Source organism: Paenibacillus sp. RC84, assembly GCF_041260495.1.
Classification (GTDB): Bacteria; Bacillota; Bacilli; order Paenibacillales; family NBRC-103111; genus Paenibacillus_F.
Genome location: NZ_JBGBYL010000009.1, coordinates 276351 through 296066, shown reverse-complemented (window position 1 = coordinate 296066; position 19716 = coordinate 276351). Strand labels below are relative to the sequence as shown.

Below are 19716 nucleotides of genomic sequence, written 5' to 3'. Positions count from 1 at the left end.
CCCGTTTAGTCGGAATCCGTGTTCAGAAACAACCTTTTTACGCTGTGAGATTTGTTGACGGGTCTGAATATGTTATCGCCGGCCGAATTGAGAAGTTCCCTGTTCTGCACAAAAAGACTTCTGACGCTTTCGCCGACGAAATGCATCACGAGAGAATTCCTGAACCCGTACCGGGTCCGGTTCGCATGGGAGCCGTGGACGGTGTAGCCGTTAAACACCACCACGTCTCCGGGCTTGGTGGTCAGGTCGACCTCCGTGTGACGATCGGGAACCGGAACCGACTGCCCGTAGGTGGAACGGCTGCCCGGAGCCCGAGGTTTCAGCAGACCCAGGCGGTGACTGCCCGGAACCATCCGAAGCCCTCCGTTTTCCGAGGACGCCCCGTCGAGGGACACCCAGAACGCGCAGCCCGGAGCAGGCTCGGCCCCGATATCGTAATTGTCCTGGTGCAGGGGCAGCTGCTTGGCCCCCGGACATTTATAAAACCCCGTCGTTCCTACAAGCAGCGCATTCTCGCCGAGCAGCCGCGCAGCCGTCCCGAAGGCTCTGGAATCGAGCGAGAACCGTCTGAGAGCCTCATGGCTCTGATGCACATTCCTCAAGGGTGGGAATAAGCTTTCCAGCGGAAATACCAGGCTTTGCAGGATCGTGCGGCTGCGGATGCCCCGCGTCCATACTTCTTTCAAGGCCCGCTTGACCTCTTCCGCCTCGTCCGGCGAAAACACCCCGGGAATGACCGCGAATCCATTTTCCCTGTAGTGCTCCATCATTTCGCCTGTCATGATTCCCTTGCTCAATGTACCCCTCCTCCCGTTTAGAGGGGAACGTTCCCCTTCTCTCTTTAAGCATAGAGGGTCGAAGGGGGGAGTTACTCGGCTTTCCTGGCGGCTCTGCGCTACTTGGCGATAATTCCGTTTACGTAATCCTGAATGTGTTTGGGAGTCGACAGTTCGTCCAGATTCAGCTGATCGTCCAGAACGTCGATATTGAACATCATTTCGAACTCAATCAGAATTTCAACGATCTTAACGGAATCTATTCCTTTTTCCAGAAAATTGGTATCCATATCCACGTTATCGAGCTCGCCGATTTTCTGAATGACTTCCAGTGCCGCTTCTCCGGTCAACATGCGCTTCATCCTTTACGAATTATTTTGCAGAACTTGTTCGATGGCGCAGACGGCCGTTTCGTTCGGGTTGTCCCGCCCCATAATCGCAGCCAGTTCCTTGGCCCGCGGTGTATACGGGTTTCCCTCCGCCAGCAGGCTGTGCAGCGCCTGTCCGATCCGCCCGCGTCCCGCTTCCTCCGGGCCGACTGTCAGGGCGATTCCGAGGCGTTCACATGTCCGGGCCAGAAGATGCTGGTCGGATGCGAGAGGAATCACAACCATGGGAACGCCGTACCTCATGACGGACTGTACGGTGCCGCAGCCTCCATGCGTAATGACAGCGTCCGCACGGGGCAGCAGAAGATCGTGATTGGGATAAGCCGTTATCCAGCTGACATGGGGAGGCAGAGGCCGCTTCCCTTCGTACGGCTTATGTTCCGCAACGATCAGATGAAATGAATTCTCCTCCGACAGACTCACGGCCGCGCCGATATAGCGGTTCATGACCTCCCTGGAATCATGCCGTTCCGTCGAGGAAGCGCAGACGAGAACAACGGGACGGCCCGGGCACGGTTCCGCCTCTAACCGGGACGCCTCGGTTACGCGGTCACGGTCTCCGGACTCAAGCGTGCAGCTCCCGGTAAACACGGACTGTTCCGGAATGCCGCCTTCCTCCGGGTACAGCGCGGCATGGACGTTGACCAGATGAAGCCGGGGAGACAGCCCCGCCAGATCTCCCCGCGTTCTCCTGTCATCGGTAAGCGGCGGCAGTCCCAGTCTCATCCTGACCCCGTTCAGCTCCCGGGCGTAGCTCTGCCTCAGCCGGTTAAAGACGGTCTGGCTGCCGGGAAGCGCTTCTTCGGGATAAGGAACCGTCGTTTGGAGGCTGATCCAGGGGATTCCTCTTTTCTCCGCCGCATAAGCCGGGGCCGCTTGGGAAGAATCGCAAATCATCCAGTCGACTTCCCGGCCGGCAAGCAGCGCATCCATTTCCTGGGCCTGTTCATAAATAAACTTCTCCGGAAATTTTCCCCATTCCGCCGGCAGGAAGGCCAGTCCCGCACGGACAGCCAGCTCCTTATTGGCGGGGTGGGTAACCAGCGTGACTTTATGCCCCTTCTTCTTAAGCTGCTGTCCGATAGCCAAGGCCGGAATTACATGTCCCAGAACCCTCTGGACCGCGATAAACAGGTGAGCCATCCGCTTCCCTCCCGTTCAAGGATTTAACGGTTCCAATTCCGGCACAACGAAATAACCGTTCTTACGGATCAGAATGTCGTCAAAATAAAGTTCGCCGCCTCCATAGGCTTCGAGCTGGCATAAAACGAGATCCCAATGTATACCCGAGGTGTTCCCGTTATCGGCCATCTCGTAGGCTTGTCCCAAGGCAAGATGAATACTTCCCGCCATCTTTTCGTCGAAAAGCAGGCTGCGCATGGGTTGTCGGATATGGGGATTCAGCCCGATGCCGAATTCGCCCGGACGCGAAGCTCCCTCGTCCGTCTTTAAAATGCCGCTCAGCGCTTCGGTATCGTCCGCCGACCATTCGGTCACTTTGCCCTGCCGGAACGTGAGCGCGACGGAATCGAGCGTTTTGCCCATGCAGCTTGTCGGCACATTGAACGTGATCCGGCCTTCCGCCGAGCCGGCCACCGGCGCCGTAAACAGCTCTCCGTCGGGAAGATTGTAGCGGCCGTCGCACAGGAAAGAGGGAACGCCTTTCACGGAGAAAGACAAATCCGTCCCGGGCGAGACGATACGGATACGGCTTGTCCGCCCGAGCAGCTTCCGGAGCGGCTCCGCCTTTTCTTGGAGCCCCCCGTAATCCATCAGGCAGGACGAGGCGTAGATTTGCCGGAGCTTCGAGGTTCCGATGCCCGCCTGCTGGGCCATTCCCGGGGTAGGATAACGGAGCAGCACCCATTTGGGCTTGGACGCCATCGTCATTGTCAGAGGCTGAAGATAATGCTTCACGTAATAGCCGTAGCGCGTCTGGTCCGCATCTTCCATTTCGAAGGTATTTGCTTCCGAGTGAATCCCGATGTACGCGTCCATCGCGTCGACAAGGCCCAGGTCATGCTCCGCCCACTGGCGGATCTGTTCCTCGGAGGCTCCCGCCAGCAGCCATTTAAGTTCCTCGACGTCCGTTGTCTGCAAGAAAGGAACCGCTCCGGCCTCGTAGATGCGCGCGATCAGGCTTTCGGTCAAGTCCGCCGCATCTCCGCGGACTTTGACTACCACTTTTTCCCCCGGACGAAGCCTCAGAGAATGGCTGACGATCGTGTCCGCAATCCGCTTGAACTCTTCTTTCATGATTCACCTCATACTAGATGTCGTAGCTCCCGGTAAAACCCTTTTTCGCTTTCAAGGGCTTGCCCGAGGTAATCGGTAAGCTTAGCCGAATAGTCTTTATCCGGCTGCCTTTTCCACTTAGCCAGAACCCCCATAACCAAAGACCATGATTTGCACACGTAAACAAGCTCCTCCACCCAGCCGGGGGCTTTGTACCGAACCGGTACGGTGCCGTTCTCCACGGCCGTTTTCCACAGCTCCCTCAACCGGCGGAAATAGTGGACGTCGAACTCCAGCGTTTCCAGCATGGGGATCAAGGCTTCCGGCGGGCTTTCCGCAATCGCCTTTACGAAGTTCTCCAGATTCTTAAGTCCCTGCTGATCGACCATATTGTGTACCGAGGCACGGACCAGCGAGAGGAATTCTTCCTCCCAAGTCTTCGCATACCCCGGCCGGCGTCCAAGGATGGCGACACCGCCCTTCTCCGAGTTCGCCTGAGCGCTCATCAGCGTTTCCCAGGGGACTTTGCCGATATACCCGTTAAAAAAAGCCGGGGCCCCTTCGTCATCGACCAGTGTCACCCCCGCCTCGTCATAATCGACCAGCAGCGACCAATGAACGATATCGTGCTTCCCGTAATACGAGGAGAACACGGCTTCCTTCGCATTGTAAAACAACAGACAGTAGCCTTCGTGATCGAAGACGGAATCAATCAGAGGATACAGTCCCTCCGTATTCAAAGGGGAATATTTTGTCAGCCTCCAGCCTCTCCCCGGCTCGGGCTCTCTGCGCCTCAGCATGAGTCCGTTCGACTCGCAGTCGAAGGCGTTCAGGAAAACGGGCGTAAGCTGCCGCTCTCCTTTCCATTTAAGCACCTCCATCATGCAGAGCTGTCTGCAGTCAAGCGTGCGCTGGGATAATCCTTCGCCGTCCGGGAACCGCCAGTCGGTTTTTTGGGACAGGATGGTTTGCGCTATTGTTTTCCGGGTTTCTTCCATTAAAATTTCTCCCTCTCCCCGTTATCGCTCCGTACAATGGAGACCGCCTCGGTTATCCATTGGTCCATTGCCGCAGGATGCTGGTAAAAATACCGGTATCCCTGCATCCTGTGCAGAAAGACGTGGTCCATTGCCTCCGTCATTATCCGGGTGTCGTCATCTTCACTGCTGCACACGATGTGCAGAGGCCCGCCGTATTCTCTGACAAGACGGGCCGTATCCAGCTCAAGAAGCTCGTCCAGCATACCGCCTGAAATACACTGACCGTGCAAATAAAGCATATGGGCGCCCCAAGCCATAAAAAAATCGTACGGCTCCCGGTTAAAGTCGCTCAGCGTGTAATAATCGAAGCCCGGCACAAGAAGCTGGGCGTCGAGCTTTCCTTCACGGCGGAGAGCCTGAAGCGCCTCCCGTCCGAACAAAGCTTCCTTCTCCGGGAATTTCCGGAAAGGAGGCGCCAGCAGTACAGGGATACAGACGGGAGCAGCTTCCTCCTTCTTCTGCAGTGCGGCTGCCGTCTGGAGGGCTATGATCCCGCCGAGGGCGTTGCCGATCAGGAAGATCCTCTCCGTCGGGTGCTCTTCCAAAACTTCGGCAAGCACTTCGAGCGCATCCCGCTTCATGCCGGACACCGTCGTGTCCCCCAATTCTCCGAAGCTGTCCCCGTGGCCGCGGTAGTCGAATTGAACGACCCTTGCTCCGCTCCGGGCCAAACATTTGCGCAGGTTGGAGAACAGGTAGTTTTTTTCGCTCATCGCCTGGCCCAATCCCGCGAACGTCACAACGAGATCGTTCCCGGGTCCGTCAAGTTCTTCCACGAGTCCGTAGATACCGCGGTCATGTCCGAATCGTCTTTGCTTCCACATAAGCTGCCCTCCCCCCTAACCAGACGCTCCGTGCGGAGCCAGGAAGTCGTATGCTCCATCAGCGTTTCCTCCAGCGGTCTGGATGTAAACAGATGGCCCGCTTCCGGAACCCGGACTACCCGATTCTGTGCGGAATGCCTGTAAATCGCCGACCGGCGGGACTCCGACAGCTCCATTTCCTCCAGGATGAGAGGATCGTTGTCTCCGTAGACGAGGACGGAAGAGCCCTTATAAGATTCCAGGGCGACTTCGGTGTCCATGCTCTGCAAATCCCGGTAAAAATCCATCCCGACCCATAGGCCGGCCCACGGCATAACCAGCTTGCCCGCTTCCGGATGCCGGATAAAACGAGGATGCTTTCCGCTCGGATAATTCCCGCCGAATTCGAAAAACAGCGGACTCCACAGAACCAGCCTCTCTATCCCGCTCGCCCGTGCCGCCATCAAGGCGATTCTGGCTCCATCGCTGAATCCCAGGAAGACGGCCTCCCGTTCCTGCAGATCCGGATGATCGCAGACAAACTCATAGGCTTTCCGCACATTCGAGATTTTACCGGAGGTCGTCATGTCGAAATAATGCCCGTCGCTCAGGCCGATTCCGTAATAATCGAAACGCAGGAAAGCGATTCCCTGCTCTGCCAATCTGCGGGCGAATTTCACGGCGAGCCGGTGCACCTCGTACCTTTCGCCGTTTTTGCCCGGACAGTATATGATCACCGGACAAGGTTTGAGGTGCTCGGGCGGCAGGTGCAGAACTCCCGCCAGTTTCCCCTGGTCGTAAAGCTCCACCAGCCTTTCATCTCCGTTCATCCTTCTCCCCCTCCTCCCGCAGCAGTTTCATTTTGCAGTGAATCACGGTGCGGCCGCCGACTTTCCCGACGGCCGCCAGTTCGCTTCCTCCGGCCGTAAAGCCGACGTCAAATCTTACGGAGTCCCCGGGAACGACCGGACTGAGGAAACGCGAAGCGATTTCGCCGAACCGGCAGTCGCCCGGTTTCCCGGGCAATTGCCGCCGCAGCAGAAGCTCGGCCGATTGCAGGATGCATTCCACCATCAGCATACCGGGATATACACTGTATGAAGGGAAATGACCAATCAAATAGAAATCACTGCCGGAAATATTCTTCAATGTTGAGATGGCCCTATCGCTTTCTCCGATAATCCGGTCCACCATGGTCCAAGGTTTTGCGTCATGCAAATAAGCCTCTGCCGGCATACGATGGTCCCCGCCTATTATGAATTTGATGTCGCGGCAACAGCTACGCTTAGTTCGGCCGATACCGCTGTTGTTCCGTCCGACCGGTACAAAGTGCCGGTAAAGATCGCTTTTTTGCTTAAAATGCGGACGGGTTCTACCTTGTAAGTAATGGGTTCCTGCCAGGATACGGGCATCAGCAGCTTGGCCTTGATCGCTCCCAGCAGGGGAACTTCATCTTCCTCCAGGGGTGCCGTCTCCAATTGGGTCAGGATGACGCACGCTTGGGCCAGCCCCTCAATCAGCAGGGTAGGCGGAATGGTATCCGTATTGCCGAAGTAGATCTTCAGCGGCAGCGGGCTGCATCCGGCTACAAGAAATTTTCCGGGCGAATAATCCTTTACCTCGTCCAGCACCCGGAGGGGAAACTGATGGGGCAGCATCGTCAGCAAATGACCGTAGTCCGGGCGGCGGCTCATAAACAGCCTTCAAGCGCCTGAACGATATCCCCGACCTGCGTACTGCCGCTGATTTCCAGCGCTTCGTCCGGCCACTGGACTCCGAAATGCTCCTCGATAAGCACGACAAGCTCCATAAACCTCAGCGAATCGAATCCCATATCGAAAAGCCGTTTTTCTTCGCTAATCTCTTCGACCGGCAGCATACCGCAGCCTTGATCGCTTAAAAACAGACGTATTTGATCTTTCGCAGACACGTTGCTTCCCCTCCAAACTTTCCGTTGCTTTCATTGTAAAGGTCCCGCCGCCGCTTCTCTCTGCTTCGATTGCAAACAATTCTTGCTTTATTGAGCCGCGGATTCAGACGCAGACCGGGCAGCTCCGTCCCTGCTGTACAGAACCGGATTAAGCGGACTGTCCGCGCGTTCTCCCGGTTTCCGTCCCGGAAAGTACGTCTCCAGATGCTTCCGTCGCGCCTCGTTATCCTCCGGGTCGGCTATAACCGCATCCTCCGCTATATACGTGATCGTCAGGACTTCACGCATGGAGTCCGTCGGATTCGCCAGCGCGCTGTGAGGCGTCCATCCGGAATGAAACGTCGCGTGCCCCGCCTTCATTCCCTTGTAGCCGGTTTCCGTCAGCCCTCTGCGGACCGCATCCAGCAGAATATTGCCGGAACTTTTCATCCGCCGGGTCTCATGCGCACCGGAAATGAACCGCAGCGAGCCCATCTCGTCCGGAATATCGGTCAGAGGCAGCCAGAGAGTAATGAGCTTGTCGGGTTTAAAGCGGAGCATATACGCGCCATCCTGATGCCAAGGTGTAGGGCCGCCTCCCGGCTCCTTGTAAAAAATCTGATCCAGGTACAGCCGCACCCCGTCCGCTTCCAGCAGATCGGCGGCCATCCGGGCGAATTTGCGGGCAAAGACGAATTTCTTCACAGTTTCGTCTCTCTGCCATAAATTAATCAGCTGGAGAAAAGCTCTGCCGAAATCATCGCGCTCCTCCAGCGGCCGGTCTTCCCGCACACAGGTCCGGACCAGTTCCCTCACCAGGGGGCGCAGGGCCGCCACGTCTTCTTCCGCGGCGACCCGTCCGGCATAAACATGACCCTTGCTGCGGTATTCTTCTATCTGTCCGGGAGACAGCACAATCTCCTCGTGCAAATTTGCCGTGAAAAGAGAATCCTCCACCTATTTTCCTCCTCTTAAAAAAGCCTGCGGTAAAGCAGCGGCGTCAGCGGCCCTGCGGCCGGCTGTCCCGCCCCGGTTCCGGCGAAGAGGCGCCTGAGGTGCGGGGCTCTGCCGGACTTGTCCTCGGGATCCAGAATTCTCGCCCCGTCGGCAAAATACGTCACCGTCATCACCTCGCGAGTGAAGGCCCCGCCGTTCCCCGGAGCGCTGTGCAGCAGACGCCCCGCATGAAACGCAGCGTCGCCGGTCCTCAGCGGACCGTAGTTCTCTTCCGGGAGTCCCGCTCTTTTCGCTTCCAGCAGGGGATTCTTGGATGCGCCCCCCGGAAGAAGATGCGAGCCGGACAGGTAGGTCACCGGCCCGCCGGGCTCCGGCAGATCAACCAGTGGCATCCACATGGTGATAATCTGCTTGGGGTCCAGCTCCAGCATATAAGCCTCGGTCTGATGCCAAGGCGTCACGCTGGCCCCCGGCTCGATGAAGTTCGCCTGGTCCAGATACAGCCTGACTCCCGTGACGCCCATGAGATCCGCCGCCAGCTTAGCCAACCGGCGCGCAAATACGAACTGCCGGACACGCGTATCCTCCTCCCAGAGGTTCATATACAGCTGCTTATGCGGCCGGACGCTCCGGTCTCCCGTGTAGCCCTCCACCGCCGAGATGATATGCGGACGGTAGGCGCTGATTTCATGGATGAAGGCCGCCTGCCTGATGCAGACGTGCCCTTTCTCCCGGAACTGTGCGATCAGGCCCTCCGGCAGTGCGTAGCTGTCGCTCAGAGGCGGCAGGTCATCGTGAACGGCCCCGTTCATTCCGCATCCTCCTCCGCTTGATGAACCAGCTTGACCACATCCCGGTAGGGCCGGTAAAACAGCAGCGGAAGCCGCCGTCCCTGCGCCTTGCCGCCCGGCTCCAGGCCCCGGAAAAGGCTCTGAAGCTGCGGATTCCTGCCGGCGCTGTCCGCGGGATCCGGAATCCGGGCATCTTCGGCAAACCAGGTAATAATGAGCATCTCTCTCGTGATCTCCGTATCGTTGCCGTAAGCGCCGTGAAGCGTCCAGCCGGTATGGAAGGAAGCATCCCCCGCCCGCATCGGGCCGCACGGCTTCTCCGAGAGGCCCAGTCTCATGGCCGCGAGGAGAGGATTTTTGGCTCCCCGGAGCTTCTCGTGAAGATGCGAACCGGCAACGTAAGAGAGCGGCCCCCTCTCTCCCGGAATATCGGTGAGCGGCATCCACATCGAAAGGACGGAATCGGGGTCCAGTTCAAGCATGAACTGATTGGCCTGGTGCAGAGGCATTGCGCCCGCCCCGGGCTTCTTGAAGAAGACCTGGTCGAAATACAGCCTGACTCCGTCCACACCGAGAAGATCCGCCGCAACCCGGGAAAATCTCCGGGCGAAGACAAACGCCTTCACGGCGGCATCCTTCTCCCAGACGTTCATCACCTGCAGCCTGAGCCCGTCGTCCAGCCGGGCGATCTCGCGCCGGCACGCTTCCTGGATCCGGCCGATCTCTTCCTCCGAGGCCAACTGTCTCAGGAGCAGATGCCCGTCCCTGCGGAACCCGTCGATGTCCTCCCGCGACACGTTCCATTCCTGCTCCAGGGCATCAAAACCATGCGTGTTCTCCATCTTATCCCTTCCTTTCCGTCCGGCTGCCGGACTCTGCAAACCGGTCGAACACGAGCGGCGTCCAAGGACTGACGGCTGTATCCCCGGGCTTCATTCCCGGAAAAATCCGTCTCAGGTGATACGCTCTCGCTTCAGTATCCGGTTCAACGATTCGCAGGTTATCCGCAACGTAAATGATCGTGGCGACCTCCCTTACGATGGAGGTCCGGTTGGCCGCCGCATAGTGCAGGGTCAAGCCCGAATGGAAGGTCGCGTCTCCGGCGGGCATCGCCCCGTAATGGACCTCGGCCAGTCCTTTCCGGTAAGCCTGCAGAAGCAGATTCGTATGCTTGTCCGCAAGCAACTCGTGCGAGCCGGACATAAAGCGCATCGATCCGAGCTCCGCCGGCAGATCGACGAGCGGCATCCACATGGTCATCGTCATGTCCGGGTCCATCTGCAGCATGTAGGGACTATCCTGGTGCCAGGGAATCGCTCCTCCTCCGGGCTCCAGAAAAATAGCCGAATCGTGGTACAGGCGCAGCCTGTCCACGCCCATCAAGTCGGCGGCGATTTGGGCAAAACGGCGGGCGAAGGTGAAAGTTCTCACCTTGGAACTTCTCTCCCACATGTTCATCACGGTCGGAAAGGCCCGTTCCACTCCGTAAAACTCCCGTTCGTCCGGCGGATAGGAATCGGCCGTGAACGTAGGGTAAATTTCCGTAACCGCCTGACGGTAAGCTTGTACTTCCTCGGCCGAACAGACTTTTTCCAGGTAAGCATGCCCGTCCCTGCGGTAGCGGCTAATCTGCTCGCCGGTAAGGCTGTACTCCCTGTCCAGCCCGGCTGTCGCACTCCGTTCTTCCCCGATCATTCCCCTCACGCTCCTTTCGTTTCATTCAGTTCCCGCTGCACCGTCTTCTCCGTTCTCAGCCGCATCCTTCATGCCGCTCTCCGTTCCGGTCCAGACCGCTCCGGATGCCGAGCGGCTTTTCGCGATAAGCTCGCGCCTGTGTTTAATTTCCTCCAGGGAGAGGCTCTCCTTATTTAAGCCGGTGAACTGCTCTTCGACAGACAGCCGCACTGTCGTTTCGTGCTGCTTGCCGCTGCGGCTGAACATTACCGATACGGGCCCCTTTTTACCGGAATAAGACGAAATGACGCGGACGAAATCGCCGTAGGTCGCCGTTGTCCGTCCCCCAATGGCGAGAATGACATCGTGTGCCCGGAGCCCCGCTTTCTGTGCGGGACTGTTCGGGAATACTTCCAGCAAATAATTTCCGCCCCGCACGGAAACTCCCGTCTCCCGGCTCTGTTCCGGGTTCACCGTGCAGTTGGTTACACCGAGCCGGGGATAACTGAATAATTCCGTCCGCAGATCCAAGCCCAATTCGAGCACCGACTTCAAATTCATCAGAGAGCGCCGCCAGCCCATTTCCAGACACTCGCGCAGCCACTGCCCGTACGTGTCTTCGGCGAATCCCTGCACCTGCAGACTCAATTTGACAAACCCGTCCGTTGCCTCTAAGGTAAAAGCCGTGTTTACATAGAAGATTTCCGCTTTGCCGTCGGGTGCCAGGGATTGATAAGCGTCCGAGAGGACGAAACGGCGGTTAGGTACGCTTTCCACAACGACAGACTGATTCTCGATGTCGCCGTAATTGAGCGTGTAGACATCTCCCGCCTTCGGCAGAGAGGGATCGCCTGTTGTAGAAGAAGAGTACGTGAGATACGTATTCGTTCCTTCCGTCGTGGCGATCGACCACCATACTTGCTCCGGGGCAGCTTCGAGATAAGTGACATTGCGTGTACGGTCCGTTGGACATTCAATCATGATTTTGACCTCCAGATAAAAGTGAAATGACGGCTTCCGCCTGCAGGCCGATTTTCTTGACCAGACTCGGGAAAGTCGCCAGCATCTTCAGGGCGCCGGCCGACGTTTCCGTTAAGGGATCGCCGGCCGTTTCCAGCGTAGCCAGCGAATGCCGGTACTGCGGATAAATCCGGTTGTTGCGCTGCTCTTCATAGCTCCGCATCGCTTCTTCCCATTCCTTCGCGCCCGTGAAAAAAGCATGCAGCTCGTCCGCCAGGACTTCGGCCGTACATACGGCGTTGTCGATTCCGACGCCGGCCACCGGGTGCAGAAAAGCTCCGGCATCTCCCGCCAGCGCCCATCCGCAGCCGTAAGCTTTACGGATAAAGCTTTTAGCCGGAGGAATTCCCCGGACGCTTCCTTCCAATCCGCTCTCTGCCAGTCTCGGCGCCAGCGTGCGGATTTCCAGCAGCCTTTCCATGAATTCCCCCCGTCCGAGGCGGCCCATCCGCTCCTGTTCTTCGGGGGAATACATGATGGCTGCGCAGTGCATCAGCCCGTCGATCGGATTGCACAGGACGACGGACGAACCCTTCCAGTACCATTCGACCGCCGGAACGGGCAGCCGATGCACACCGGACAAATACGCGTAAGCAACCCCGTGAAGCGGCCGCTCCGTCTCGGTCTCCAGAGGGGCCCGCACCCCTTTGGCCACCGCCGAATACCGGCCGTCCGCACCGATTACGGCTTTTCCGGCGAAACGCTGAAGCTGCCCGTCCTTCCTCCGGCATTCGATGCCTGCGGCTCGTCCGTTCTCCAGTAAAATCTTCGTCACTCTGGTGTTAAGCCGCACTTCAACGTTCCGATGACGGGCTGCGCTTTGCAGAAGCAGAGGGTCCAGCAGTTCTCTGCGGAGTCCCAGGGCTCTTTTCGTCACCGTAATATCCGACTCGAAAACAGTCCCTTCCAAATCCACCCGCATCCGCGTCAAGAAAGGCGCTCCGGCGGACTCCATTTTCCCGAGAATGCCGAGCCTCCCGTACACGTCGCTCTCGCCCAGGATGTGGGTTGACGTTGTCGCGTTCGGGTACGGAAATTGATCGACCAGCAGAACCGAGTGTCCGCGCCGCCCCAAAAAGGAAGCCAGCGAAGCTCCGGCGCATCTCGCGCCCACGATAATCACGTCGTACATCGCATTCTCCTTCTCGTACGGCAATTTTCAAGTAAGAAAGAGGGGCCCGTGTGGATGACCCCTCCTTTGACCGTTCGATTAGTTAGATTGCAGGCATCCGTATACGGTTCCCACTTGATTGTCTTCGCTGTCAAACAGCGGAGTGACACTGTCCGAATAGAACGTGGCGTTTTTCGGAGGCAGGCCTTTCAGGGTCCCTTTCATGTGAATCGCCTGTTTGTTGTGGAATTCGCCTTCCGGAGTTTCGATCACCCAGTACAGCCAGGACTCGCCTTGAACGCCGTCCGCCATTTTTTTATTGAACGGGATTGTGGCTTGAGCTTTCATGGCCGCGCCTTGTCCGTGCAGACCACCGCGGACGCGGATGGTTTGTCCCGGCCAGATCACGCTCGAAGTCGCGACAAGATCGACATTTTTGATGCCCAGTTCCACATTGATGCCGGATTTCAGGCTGAACTCGGAATCGTTGACGGTGAACTCGGTCGGTGCTACCTGAGTGAATTGAAGCTCTTCGGAACGTCCGTCCAGCAGCTCCAGATAAGTTTTGCTGTTGGAGTTCTCCAGTGTCATGGTCACTTGCTTGGCATTCTTTTTGGACGATGCGGTTTTCATGGTTTTGCCTCCTTGAGTGGCTGTTTTTTGTTTCCCCGGGGTACTTTTACTATCTCATATCCCCCGGTCGGTTACTCTGCTTTTGACCATGACCTCTTCGTCTTCTGTTGGCGTGCGTTCCGTCCGGTTCACCCTTTGCCGTCCAGGCATTTCTGAATGAGGTTCCGGATCGTTTCCACACTGGTAAAATTCTCAAGCAGAATCTCCTCGTCTTCGATCACGATGTTGAAAGCTTCCTCCAGCAACACCACAAGCCGGATAAAACTCATGGAGTCGATTCCCGTTTCGAGAAGCTTGGTGGTCGGCTCAATCTCGATCTGCTGGGGCAAAATCTGTTTCACATGTTCAATAATCACAGCTTCCATGGCTGTTTGGTTCATGCTTACACCTCGACGATTCAGATTTTCATTTCAAGTGAGACAAGGTAAGAAACTCCATCAGCATGGCGGAAGCCCGTTTCTCAAGCTCATACAGGGTCTGGAAATTGTCCGCAAGCTGATGCAGGTATACGGATGCTTTCGTCCGCTGATATTTGATGCTCGTCCACTTGGCCCGGTCCATCTCCGTTTTGGCCTTGATATACACATTCTTCAACAGGTCCAGCTGACTGGAATCCGTCCCGGTCTGAAGATAAACAATCCTTTGCAGCATCAGACTTTTGTGGAGAATCATCTTGTGAACGATAATGTTCCAGTAAATGAATTCCTTAGCCTGAAGAGGTCTTCCCTCCGCAAGCTGCCGGAAATACAGGGACAGAACCTCGTTGACGTAATGGCCCATCGCAAACGTCTCATCCTGCGAACCGTTCCCCCGCACCCTGCCTCTCTCCAGGGCAAAGTACATGTTACGGGTATCGGGACGGGACGCGAGCGCATCTTTGAGCCGGATAACCGACGCGGGAAACCCGTAGAAAGCAAACCAGCGCTGGGCATGCAAATCTTCATCGGCCAGTCTGGTCATCTCCCGGCCGAACAGGCCGTAGGGGACCTCCGAGCTTCCGTATCCTTTGCCGTTCACGTCGAAAGCGAGAAAGTGAAAAACCTTGCGCTCATCGTCGAAGCCGTACACGAGCGCTTCATGAAACATATCCTGCTTGTTGTAATAACGGGAGCAGGGGATGTTTCTCCAGTTAAAATACACGATCATATAGCGGCCTTCGCCCAGGTTCTTCCGTGCCGTCTCTACCCAGTCCTCACAGCGGACAAGGGGCGTTTCCTCGAGAACTTCGGAATAGACGTCGAGATGCTCTTCAAAGCGGACGACGGGAAACAGATCGGCCCCCGTCGATTTGAGGGTCAGGTTCATAAAGTGGCTGTGGTACCAGGGCAGCGTCCGGGCATGCGCAAGCAGAAGACTCAACCGGATGTTGTGGTAGCATTCGGTCTCGAAACCCGGCGATTCCACGACAGGAAGCAGGTGTCTCGTATCCATCCTTACAGATGCTCCCTGATGAGCTGCGGCCAGCTTCCGGCCTCGTATCCGTGCGTGTCGGCCAAGGCCTGCACCCATCGGTCCACTCCGAAGGCGGTGCAGCCCGAATGAAGGGGAGCGCCCTTGCCCGCCTCGCCCGCTTCACCGGAGTCTCCGTATTCCTCTGCTTCTCCGGTTATGCCGAACGCTTTGCACAACACGTCTCCGCATACATTGAAAGACGTGACCGCATAATCGCTTGCGCTTCCTCCGCCGGGTGCGAACCGCAGCTCGAATTTGGACTCCGCAGCGAGCTGGAACAGCCGGCGGTCCGTGTCTTCCGGCAGGAAGAAGGGGTCCGACGCCGTCTCCACGTACCCCTCCAGCCCCAATTGCCCGAAGAGGAGCCACGTGTCCTCCAGCAGCTTCAGCCGCATATCCCTTACCTCCTGCGCTCCGCCGATGTACACGATCTCGAACATCCCGAACTCGCGCAGCCGGGAATCGTCTATCCGACTGGCGTGCTCATGCCTGAAGCAAGGTCCGTAAGCGGAGTAAAGCGCGAGCTTCGGGCCGGACGAAACCGCCCCCGCCGCCCCGGGGCCGCTCCCGTTTCCCGCAGGGCCGCCGCTTCTTGTCCCGCTCCGTTCCTCGTACACGTGGTAGCAGACGCAGGGCTGCAGATACATGCCGCTCGGCTGCAGCAGCTCGTGCAGCGGCGCGTTGTCCTCGAGCCGGGCACGGATCTCCTGCATTGTGTCGAATTGATGCCGGAATTCCCCTACGGCATAAACATTCTGCGGGAAATTCCGGATATATCCGCTCTTCTGGAGGACGGATTCCGGCATCATCGCCGGGTATCTGCGGAGAGCCGCCCCGTACGCATGCGCCCGGCTCCGCAGAAGCTTCACAAGCGCCTGCTCCAGCAGCACATGGGCCTCCTTGGCGCTTTCACTGCTTTCACTGCTTTCCCTGTTTTCGCTATCCCGCTCCCGTGACGGTGACGCTCCTGTTCGCGCTCGGGCGCGTCCGGCCGCCTTCCCATCCCTGCGGTTATCCTTCACCTTCCGGTAGGGAAGCTTCCGGCGTCCGGACAGGGATGCGCATAAGGCATCCAGACGGCGGACGACCTCTTCTTCGTCCGAACCCCCGTACTCGATCGTCAAAGCCGCCTCATCCCGGCTGACGTTCGTAATGCGATCGGACAGATAATAAATTTTTTCCATGAGTTGAATCAGATCTCCGGCCTGCCCCACCTTATCGAGCGGTACTCGAATGAGCATCCTGTCACCTGCTTTCTCCACGCCTCTTTCTACCTCCACCCGGCAAAATAATCCGCTTCTTGAATGGAAAACACCGATTCCTGGCCTTCGGTAATTTTCGTATCCGTATTGAGCCTTCTGCGCACTCTGGCGCCCGTTTTATCCATCAGATTGTTAAAATTAAGCGCAAGCTTCTCCACGCTCACCCCGGTAAAATGAATGAGCAGCGACCTGCGGAAGCGGTGTCTGGACAAGTTGTCCGAAGAGCCGTGGACAATATTCCCGTTGAAAAAAATAACATCTCCCGGATTCGTGGCAACCTTCACCATTTCCGCCGTTTCGTAATCCTTCAGCCACTGGCCTTCATCGGAAAAATACCGGCGGACGTCGGAAACGTCGCCTTCGGGCACTTGCAGGTCCAACGAGTGGGTACCGGGCACGAAAGTCATGCCCCCGTTGCCCTCGTCCGAACCGTCCAGCGATATCCATGCGGCATAAGTCGTTCCCGGCGACACGCCGAAAGCGTAATTATCCTGGTGCATGGGAAGACCTCTCGTCGAAGGAGATTTGAAATAATAGCTGGTCGAAATAATGAGCGCCTCTTCGCCGATGAGCTGCTCCAGATAAGCGAACAGCTGCGGTTTGAGGGATAACCGCTTAATGATTTCATTCTTCCGGTGGTAATCCCGGAGGCGGGGGTACAGACTTTCGAGCGGACGGTTCCCGTTCTGGATGATCTGCCCGGAAGCGGTGAGCTGCACCCAATGCAGATCAAACTGACGGATTAACTCGTTGACTTCCTCCGGTGTATACACGTCGCTCAGGACGAGATAGCCCTCGCCGGCGAACGTGGTAAGCTTGTCGTCCGTTAGCTTCTCATTCATCGTTCACTCCCCCTTTCTGCCCAAGTTGGCGCCCGCGTTCATCCGCTTGCGCACCCGCTGGCCTTCTTTGTTCATCAGATAATTGAAATTAAGCGTCGTCTTCTCGGCGCTCGCCCCGGCGTAATGACTGATAATCGAATGGCGGAAAAGAACCTCGCTCCCATTGTCCGCCGAATCGTGGATCAAATTTCCGTGATAAATCACGATATCGCCCGGCTCTGTCCGCAGCTCGATAAGCTCATGTTCTTCGGGAACGGTCAGAGTCTGAACATAGCCGCCGAAGGTATCCTCGGCCGTTGTGTACACTTTCTCCGGAACCTGAAGATCCGACGTATGGGTCCTCCGCACAATCCGCATGCCGCCGTTGGACACATCCGCCGGATCGAGGCCCGCCCATATCGCATAACAGGTGCCCGGAAGGACGCCGATACCGTAGTTGTCCTGATGAAACGGCATGCCCGTCGAACCCGGAGGCTTGAAATAAAAGTTGGTCGATACCAGAAGAGCTTCCTCCCCGGCCAATTCTTCCAGGGCGGCTAAAGCCTCCTCTTTAAAAACAAACTCGCGTACAAGGGCATGATCTTTATGCAGATCCTTCATGCGCGGAAACAAGCTCGTTAACGGCTTCTCCGGGTCCTGTACGATTTTCTTGTCGAGAATCGAATCCAGCCAGGCCTTGTGGTATTCCTCCTTCAAAGCGTTCACTTCTTCCGGCGAATACACGCCTTTCAGCATCAGATAGCCTTCCTCGGCAAAAAATTGTTTCTCCTGCACGCTTAATGAGTACGCAGTCATAAACAGCCTCCTTCGGATGAATAAAATGACTAGGCTTCAGGATCGCGAAATTCCCGTTATCCCGGCCTCGACCGGTGCAGTTGGACCTCCCGGATCAGCCGGCGGGCCTGCTTCGGATCGGTCAGGTCGTAGCGCTTGATGCCGCCTCTTTCGATCCGTTCCATATAAAATTTCAGGATCTCCAGGGGAATTCGGTGAGGATTGTGCCGCAGCATCGCAGCCTCTCTCTCTTCGGGACTCATCGGGCTGAATTCGATTTGTCGCGGAAAAGCGGCGTTCCCCGCCCGGGCCCGGTAGCTGCCATGGTTGACCAACTGAACGCGCCTGCCGTTGATATACGCCACTTCGATGCCCTTCACCAGAGCGAAATGCAGCGCTTCCCCGATATCCTGGATGATCGGTTCTCCTTTGCCGTTCAGGGAAGTGTTGCACAGAACCGGAACTCCGGTCGCTTCCTTAAAAGCCCGGAGCAGCCTGTACAGATTCCGGGTAGGGGGAGCATCTTCCACCGTCTGAACCCTTGCCGTGCCGTCCAGATGAATAACGGCCGGGATTAGCTCCCGCTTCTCCGCCTTTACGCGGAAAGTATGGAGCATATAGGGCGACGGACAGCCTTCCTCGAACCACTCCCCTACCTCGCCGGCAAGAATAACGGGCGCGACCGGGCGCCACCATTCTCTCTGCTTGACGGTATTCAGCGCATCCTTCGCCGCCGATGTCCTCGGGTCCCCGAGAAGAGAACGGGCGCCAAGCGCTCTGGGCCCCATTTCCGCCGGTCCGTCGAACCAGACGACAGGCGCATGGCACAGATCTTCGGCCGCCCGGCTTTCTTCCAGCGGGGTTACACTCCCGATGCAGCCGGCGAAGGCGCCGGACTGGAGGACTTCCTCCAGCGCGGACCCGGATGCGCCATGGTAGGCGTGACCGAGCCGGAACCGGATGCTCGCCGGGGACATTTTGCGGTAAAACGCATACAGGCCCATGCCGAGCGACAGGCCCGAATCGTTTACGCAGGGCGGCGCAATCATGCCTTTAAACCCGTACTTGCGCATGAGGTGGCTGTTCGTCGGGCAATTCAGCGCATAACCGCCGGCCAGAGCGAGATAGGTCTCTTCCGGCTTGACGCCGTATGAGTCGAGAATGGCTTCCACATTCCGCTCCATCAGGGCGATGGATGCCGCCTGCACCTGCTTCATCACGGCGGAAATCTTGTTCTCTCTCTCCGTGAAGCGAGGATCCAAGCCCGTACAAGCAGGGTTTTCCCGCGTATCCCTCTCGCAAAGCTTGTCCGCAGCTTCGATGAGAGGCCGTAAATAATCATGCTCCCAGATGTTGAAATTCCGGTCGTAGGCCGGCGGAAGCTCCAGAGGAACAGGATTTACGACGCTTTCGGAAGCATAGGCAAGCGCCATCAGCGTGCCTTCTCTCAGGTTGTAATACGTGCTGGACCAATCCCACAGCGGACCGGGGGACTGCACCGGAAACAGCTCCAGCTTCCCGCTGCGCACCAGGCAGCCGGCAAAAAACGGTTTGTTCCCCGTCTCCCTGTCCACCACGTCATCCGGGATGCCATCGACGGCCAGCCCGAGCACATTTCCTTCATAGAACAGCCTGCTGTCCGCCATTACGGCCGAGAACAGATGGGAGATGCTGTGATAGGACAAGTCCGGGTACTCGTCCAGGGAGTGGTAATCCGAACACGTAGCCAGCCCGGGCGTGCCCCACACTTCCGTCATGTCTTCCAAGGACAGGCCGAGCGGGCCGAGCAATTCGTCGACGACCCCTGCGGCATGCTCAAGACTGTAGAAAGACTGCCTCTGCTGCTTGCGCCCCGTGAATCTCTCCAGCTCCCAATAGCGGATAAGCCGGATATCGCCGCCCTCCTTGCGGAACAGGGCCATATTGGGGTCGTGCCGGATACAAGTCCCCGTCAAATAATCCAGGGGGCCGATATGAAAATAGGTGGAAAGATAGTAACCGTCCTGCATGCTTTCACCTCGCCACATGAACTTATTTCCATTCTAACA

Annotated in this window: 23 protein-coding genes; all 23 read right to left on the bottom strand. The window is 57.4% G+C overall.

Annotated elements, in window-relative coordinates; genetic code table 11:
- Positions 1 to 5: 5 nt before the first annotated feature.
- Positions 6 to 797: a phytanoyl-CoA dioxygenase family protein gene (locus ABH899_RS21255; protein ID WP_370000328.1), complete on the bottom strand. Its 792-nt coding sequence runs from the start codon at positions 795 to 797 to the stop codon at positions 6 to 8.
- Positions 798 to 895: 98 nt separating this feature from the next.
- Positions 896 to 1129, bottom strand: coding sequence for a phosphopantetheine-binding protein (locus tag ABH899_RS21250; protein WP_370000325.1), 234 nt, complete (start codon positions 1127 to 1129; stop codon positions 896 to 898).
- A 12-nt stretch (positions 1130 to 1141) separates the two neighbouring features.
- On the bottom strand, positions 1142 to 2308 hold the full coding sequence (locus ABH899_RS21245) for a glycosyltransferase (protein ID WP_370000324.1): 1167 nt from the start codon (positions 2306 to 2308) through the stop codon (positions 1142 to 1144).
- A 15-nt stretch (positions 2309 to 2323) separates the two neighbouring features.
- Complete coding sequence (locus ABH899_RS21240) at positions 2324 to 3421, bottom strand: aminopeptidase (protein WP_370000321.1); 1098 nt, start codon at positions 3419 to 3421, stop codon at positions 2324 to 2326.
- 8 nt (positions 3422 to 3429) lie between these two features.
- Positions 3430 to 4398, bottom strand: coding sequence for a hypothetical protein (locus ABH899_RS21235; RefSeq protein ID WP_370000318.1), 969 nt, complete (start codon positions 4396 to 4398; stop codon positions 3430 to 3432).
- Positions 4398 to 5264, bottom strand: a complete 867-nt coding sequence (locus tag ABH899_RS21230) for an alpha/beta hydrolase (RefSeq protein WP_370000315.1) — start codon at positions 5262 to 5264, stop codon at positions 4398 to 4400. The genes ABH899_RS21235 and ABH899_RS21230 overlap by 1 nt, the downstream gene beginning before the upstream one ends.
- A complete protein-coding gene (locus ABH899_RS21225; protein ID WP_370000312.1) occupies positions 5177 to 6073 on the bottom strand; it encodes an alpha/beta hydrolase in 897 nt (298 codons plus the stop codon). The genes ABH899_RS21230 and ABH899_RS21225 overlap by 88 nt, the downstream gene beginning before the upstream one ends.
- Positions 6060 to 6479, bottom strand: a complete 420-nt coding sequence (locus ABH899_RS21220; RefSeq protein WP_009673060.1) for a 3-hydroxyacyl-ACP dehydratase FabZ family protein — start codon at positions 6477 to 6479, stop codon at positions 6060 to 6062. Before ABH899_RS21220 ends, ABH899_RS21225 begins: the two co-directional genes overlap by 14 nt.
- Positions 6480 to 6496: 17 nt before the next feature.
- The gene (locus tag ABH899_RS21215; RefSeq protein ID WP_370000309.1) at positions 6497 to 6937 is read right to left on the bottom strand and encodes a 3-hydroxyacyl-ACP dehydratase FabZ family protein; all 441 of its coding nucleotides are present in this window, start codon (positions 6935 to 6937) and stop codon (positions 6497 to 6499) included.
- The gene (locus tag ABH899_RS21210; RefSeq protein WP_370000308.1) at positions 6934 to 7173 is read right to left on the bottom strand and encodes an acyl carrier protein; all 240 of its coding nucleotides are present in this window, start codon (positions 7171 to 7173) and stop codon (positions 6934 to 6936) included. The genes ABH899_RS21215 and ABH899_RS21210 overlap by 4 nt, the downstream gene beginning before the upstream one ends.
- A gap of 87 nt (positions 7174 to 7260) precedes the next feature.
- Positions 7261 to 8109, bottom strand: a complete 849-nt coding sequence (locus ABH899_RS21205) for a phytanoyl-CoA dioxygenase family protein (RefSeq protein ID WP_370000306.1) — start codon at positions 8107 to 8109, stop codon at positions 7261 to 7263.
- A 14-nt stretch (positions 8110 to 8123) separates the two neighbouring features.
- Positions 8124 to 8921, bottom strand: coding sequence for a phytanoyl-CoA dioxygenase family protein (locus ABH899_RS21200; protein WP_370000304.1), 798 nt, complete (start codon positions 8919 to 8921; stop codon positions 8124 to 8126).
- On the bottom strand, positions 8918 to 9742 hold the full coding sequence (locus ABH899_RS21195; protein WP_370000301.1) for a phytanoyl-CoA dioxygenase family protein: 825 nt from the start codon (positions 9740 to 9742) through the stop codon (positions 8918 to 8920). Before ABH899_RS21195 ends, ABH899_RS21200 begins: the two co-directional genes overlap by 4 nt.
- Position 9743: 1 nt before the next feature.
- Positions 9744 to 10595, bottom strand: a complete 852-nt coding sequence (locus ABH899_RS21190) for a phytanoyl-CoA dioxygenase family protein (protein ID WP_370000298.1) — start codon at positions 10593 to 10595, stop codon at positions 9744 to 9746.
- 21 nt (positions 10596 to 10616) lie between these two features.
- Positions 10617 to 11555: a PDZ domain-containing protein gene (locus ABH899_RS21185; protein WP_370000295.1), complete on the bottom strand. Its 939-nt coding sequence runs from the start codon at positions 11553 to 11555 to the stop codon at positions 10617 to 10619.
- The gene (locus tag ABH899_RS21180) at positions 11548 to 12726 is read right to left on the bottom strand and encodes an NAD(P)/FAD-dependent oxidoreductase (RefSeq protein WP_370000292.1); all 1179 of its coding nucleotides are present in this window, start codon (positions 12724 to 12726) and stop codon (positions 11548 to 11550) included. The genes ABH899_RS21185 and ABH899_RS21180 overlap by 8 nt, the downstream gene beginning before the upstream one ends.
- 78 nt (positions 12727 to 12804) lie before the next feature.
- Positions 12805 to 13338, bottom strand: coding sequence for a hypothetical protein (locus ABH899_RS21175; protein ID WP_218229016.1), 534 nt, complete (start codon positions 13336 to 13338; stop codon positions 12805 to 12807).
- Between the two features lie 128 nt (positions 13339 to 13466).
- On the bottom strand, positions 13467 to 13718 hold the full coding sequence (locus tag ABH899_RS21170) for an acyl carrier protein (protein WP_103994495.1): 252 nt from the start codon (positions 13716 to 13718) through the stop codon (positions 13467 to 13469).
- 25 nt (positions 13719 to 13743) lie between these two features.
- Positions 13744 to 14769 carry a hypothetical protein gene (locus ABH899_RS21165; protein WP_370000287.1) on the bottom strand — a complete coding sequence of 342 codons (1026 nt, stop codon included), beginning with the start codon at positions 14767 to 14769 and terminating at the stop codon, positions 13744 to 13746.
- Between the two features lie 2 nt (positions 14770 to 14771).
- Positions 14772 to 16031, bottom strand: a complete 1260-nt coding sequence (locus ABH899_RS21160) for a class-II aminoacyl-tRNA synthetase family protein (RefSeq protein ID WP_370000284.1) — start codon at positions 16029 to 16031, stop codon at positions 14772 to 14774.
- Positions 16032 to 16060: 29 nt separating this feature from the next.
- Positions 16061 to 16894 (bottom strand): phytanoyl-CoA dioxygenase family protein, encoded by an 834-nt coding sequence (locus ABH899_RS21155; protein ID WP_370000281.1) that lies wholly within the window; start codon positions 16892 to 16894, stop codon positions 16061 to 16063.
- Positions 16895 to 16897: 3 nt separating this feature from the next.
- Positions 16898 to 17689, bottom strand: a complete 792-nt coding sequence (locus ABH899_RS21150) for a phytanoyl-CoA dioxygenase family protein (RefSeq protein WP_370000278.1) — start codon at positions 17687 to 17689, stop codon at positions 16898 to 16900.
- A gap of 56 nt (positions 17690 to 17745) precedes the next feature.
- Positions 17746 to 19695 (bottom strand): carbamoyltransferase C-terminal domain-containing protein, encoded by a 1950-nt coding sequence (locus tag ABH899_RS21145; protein ID WP_370000276.1) that lies wholly within the window; start codon positions 19693 to 19695, stop codon positions 17746 to 17748.
- Between the last annotated feature and the right edge of the window lie 21 nt (positions 19696 to 19716).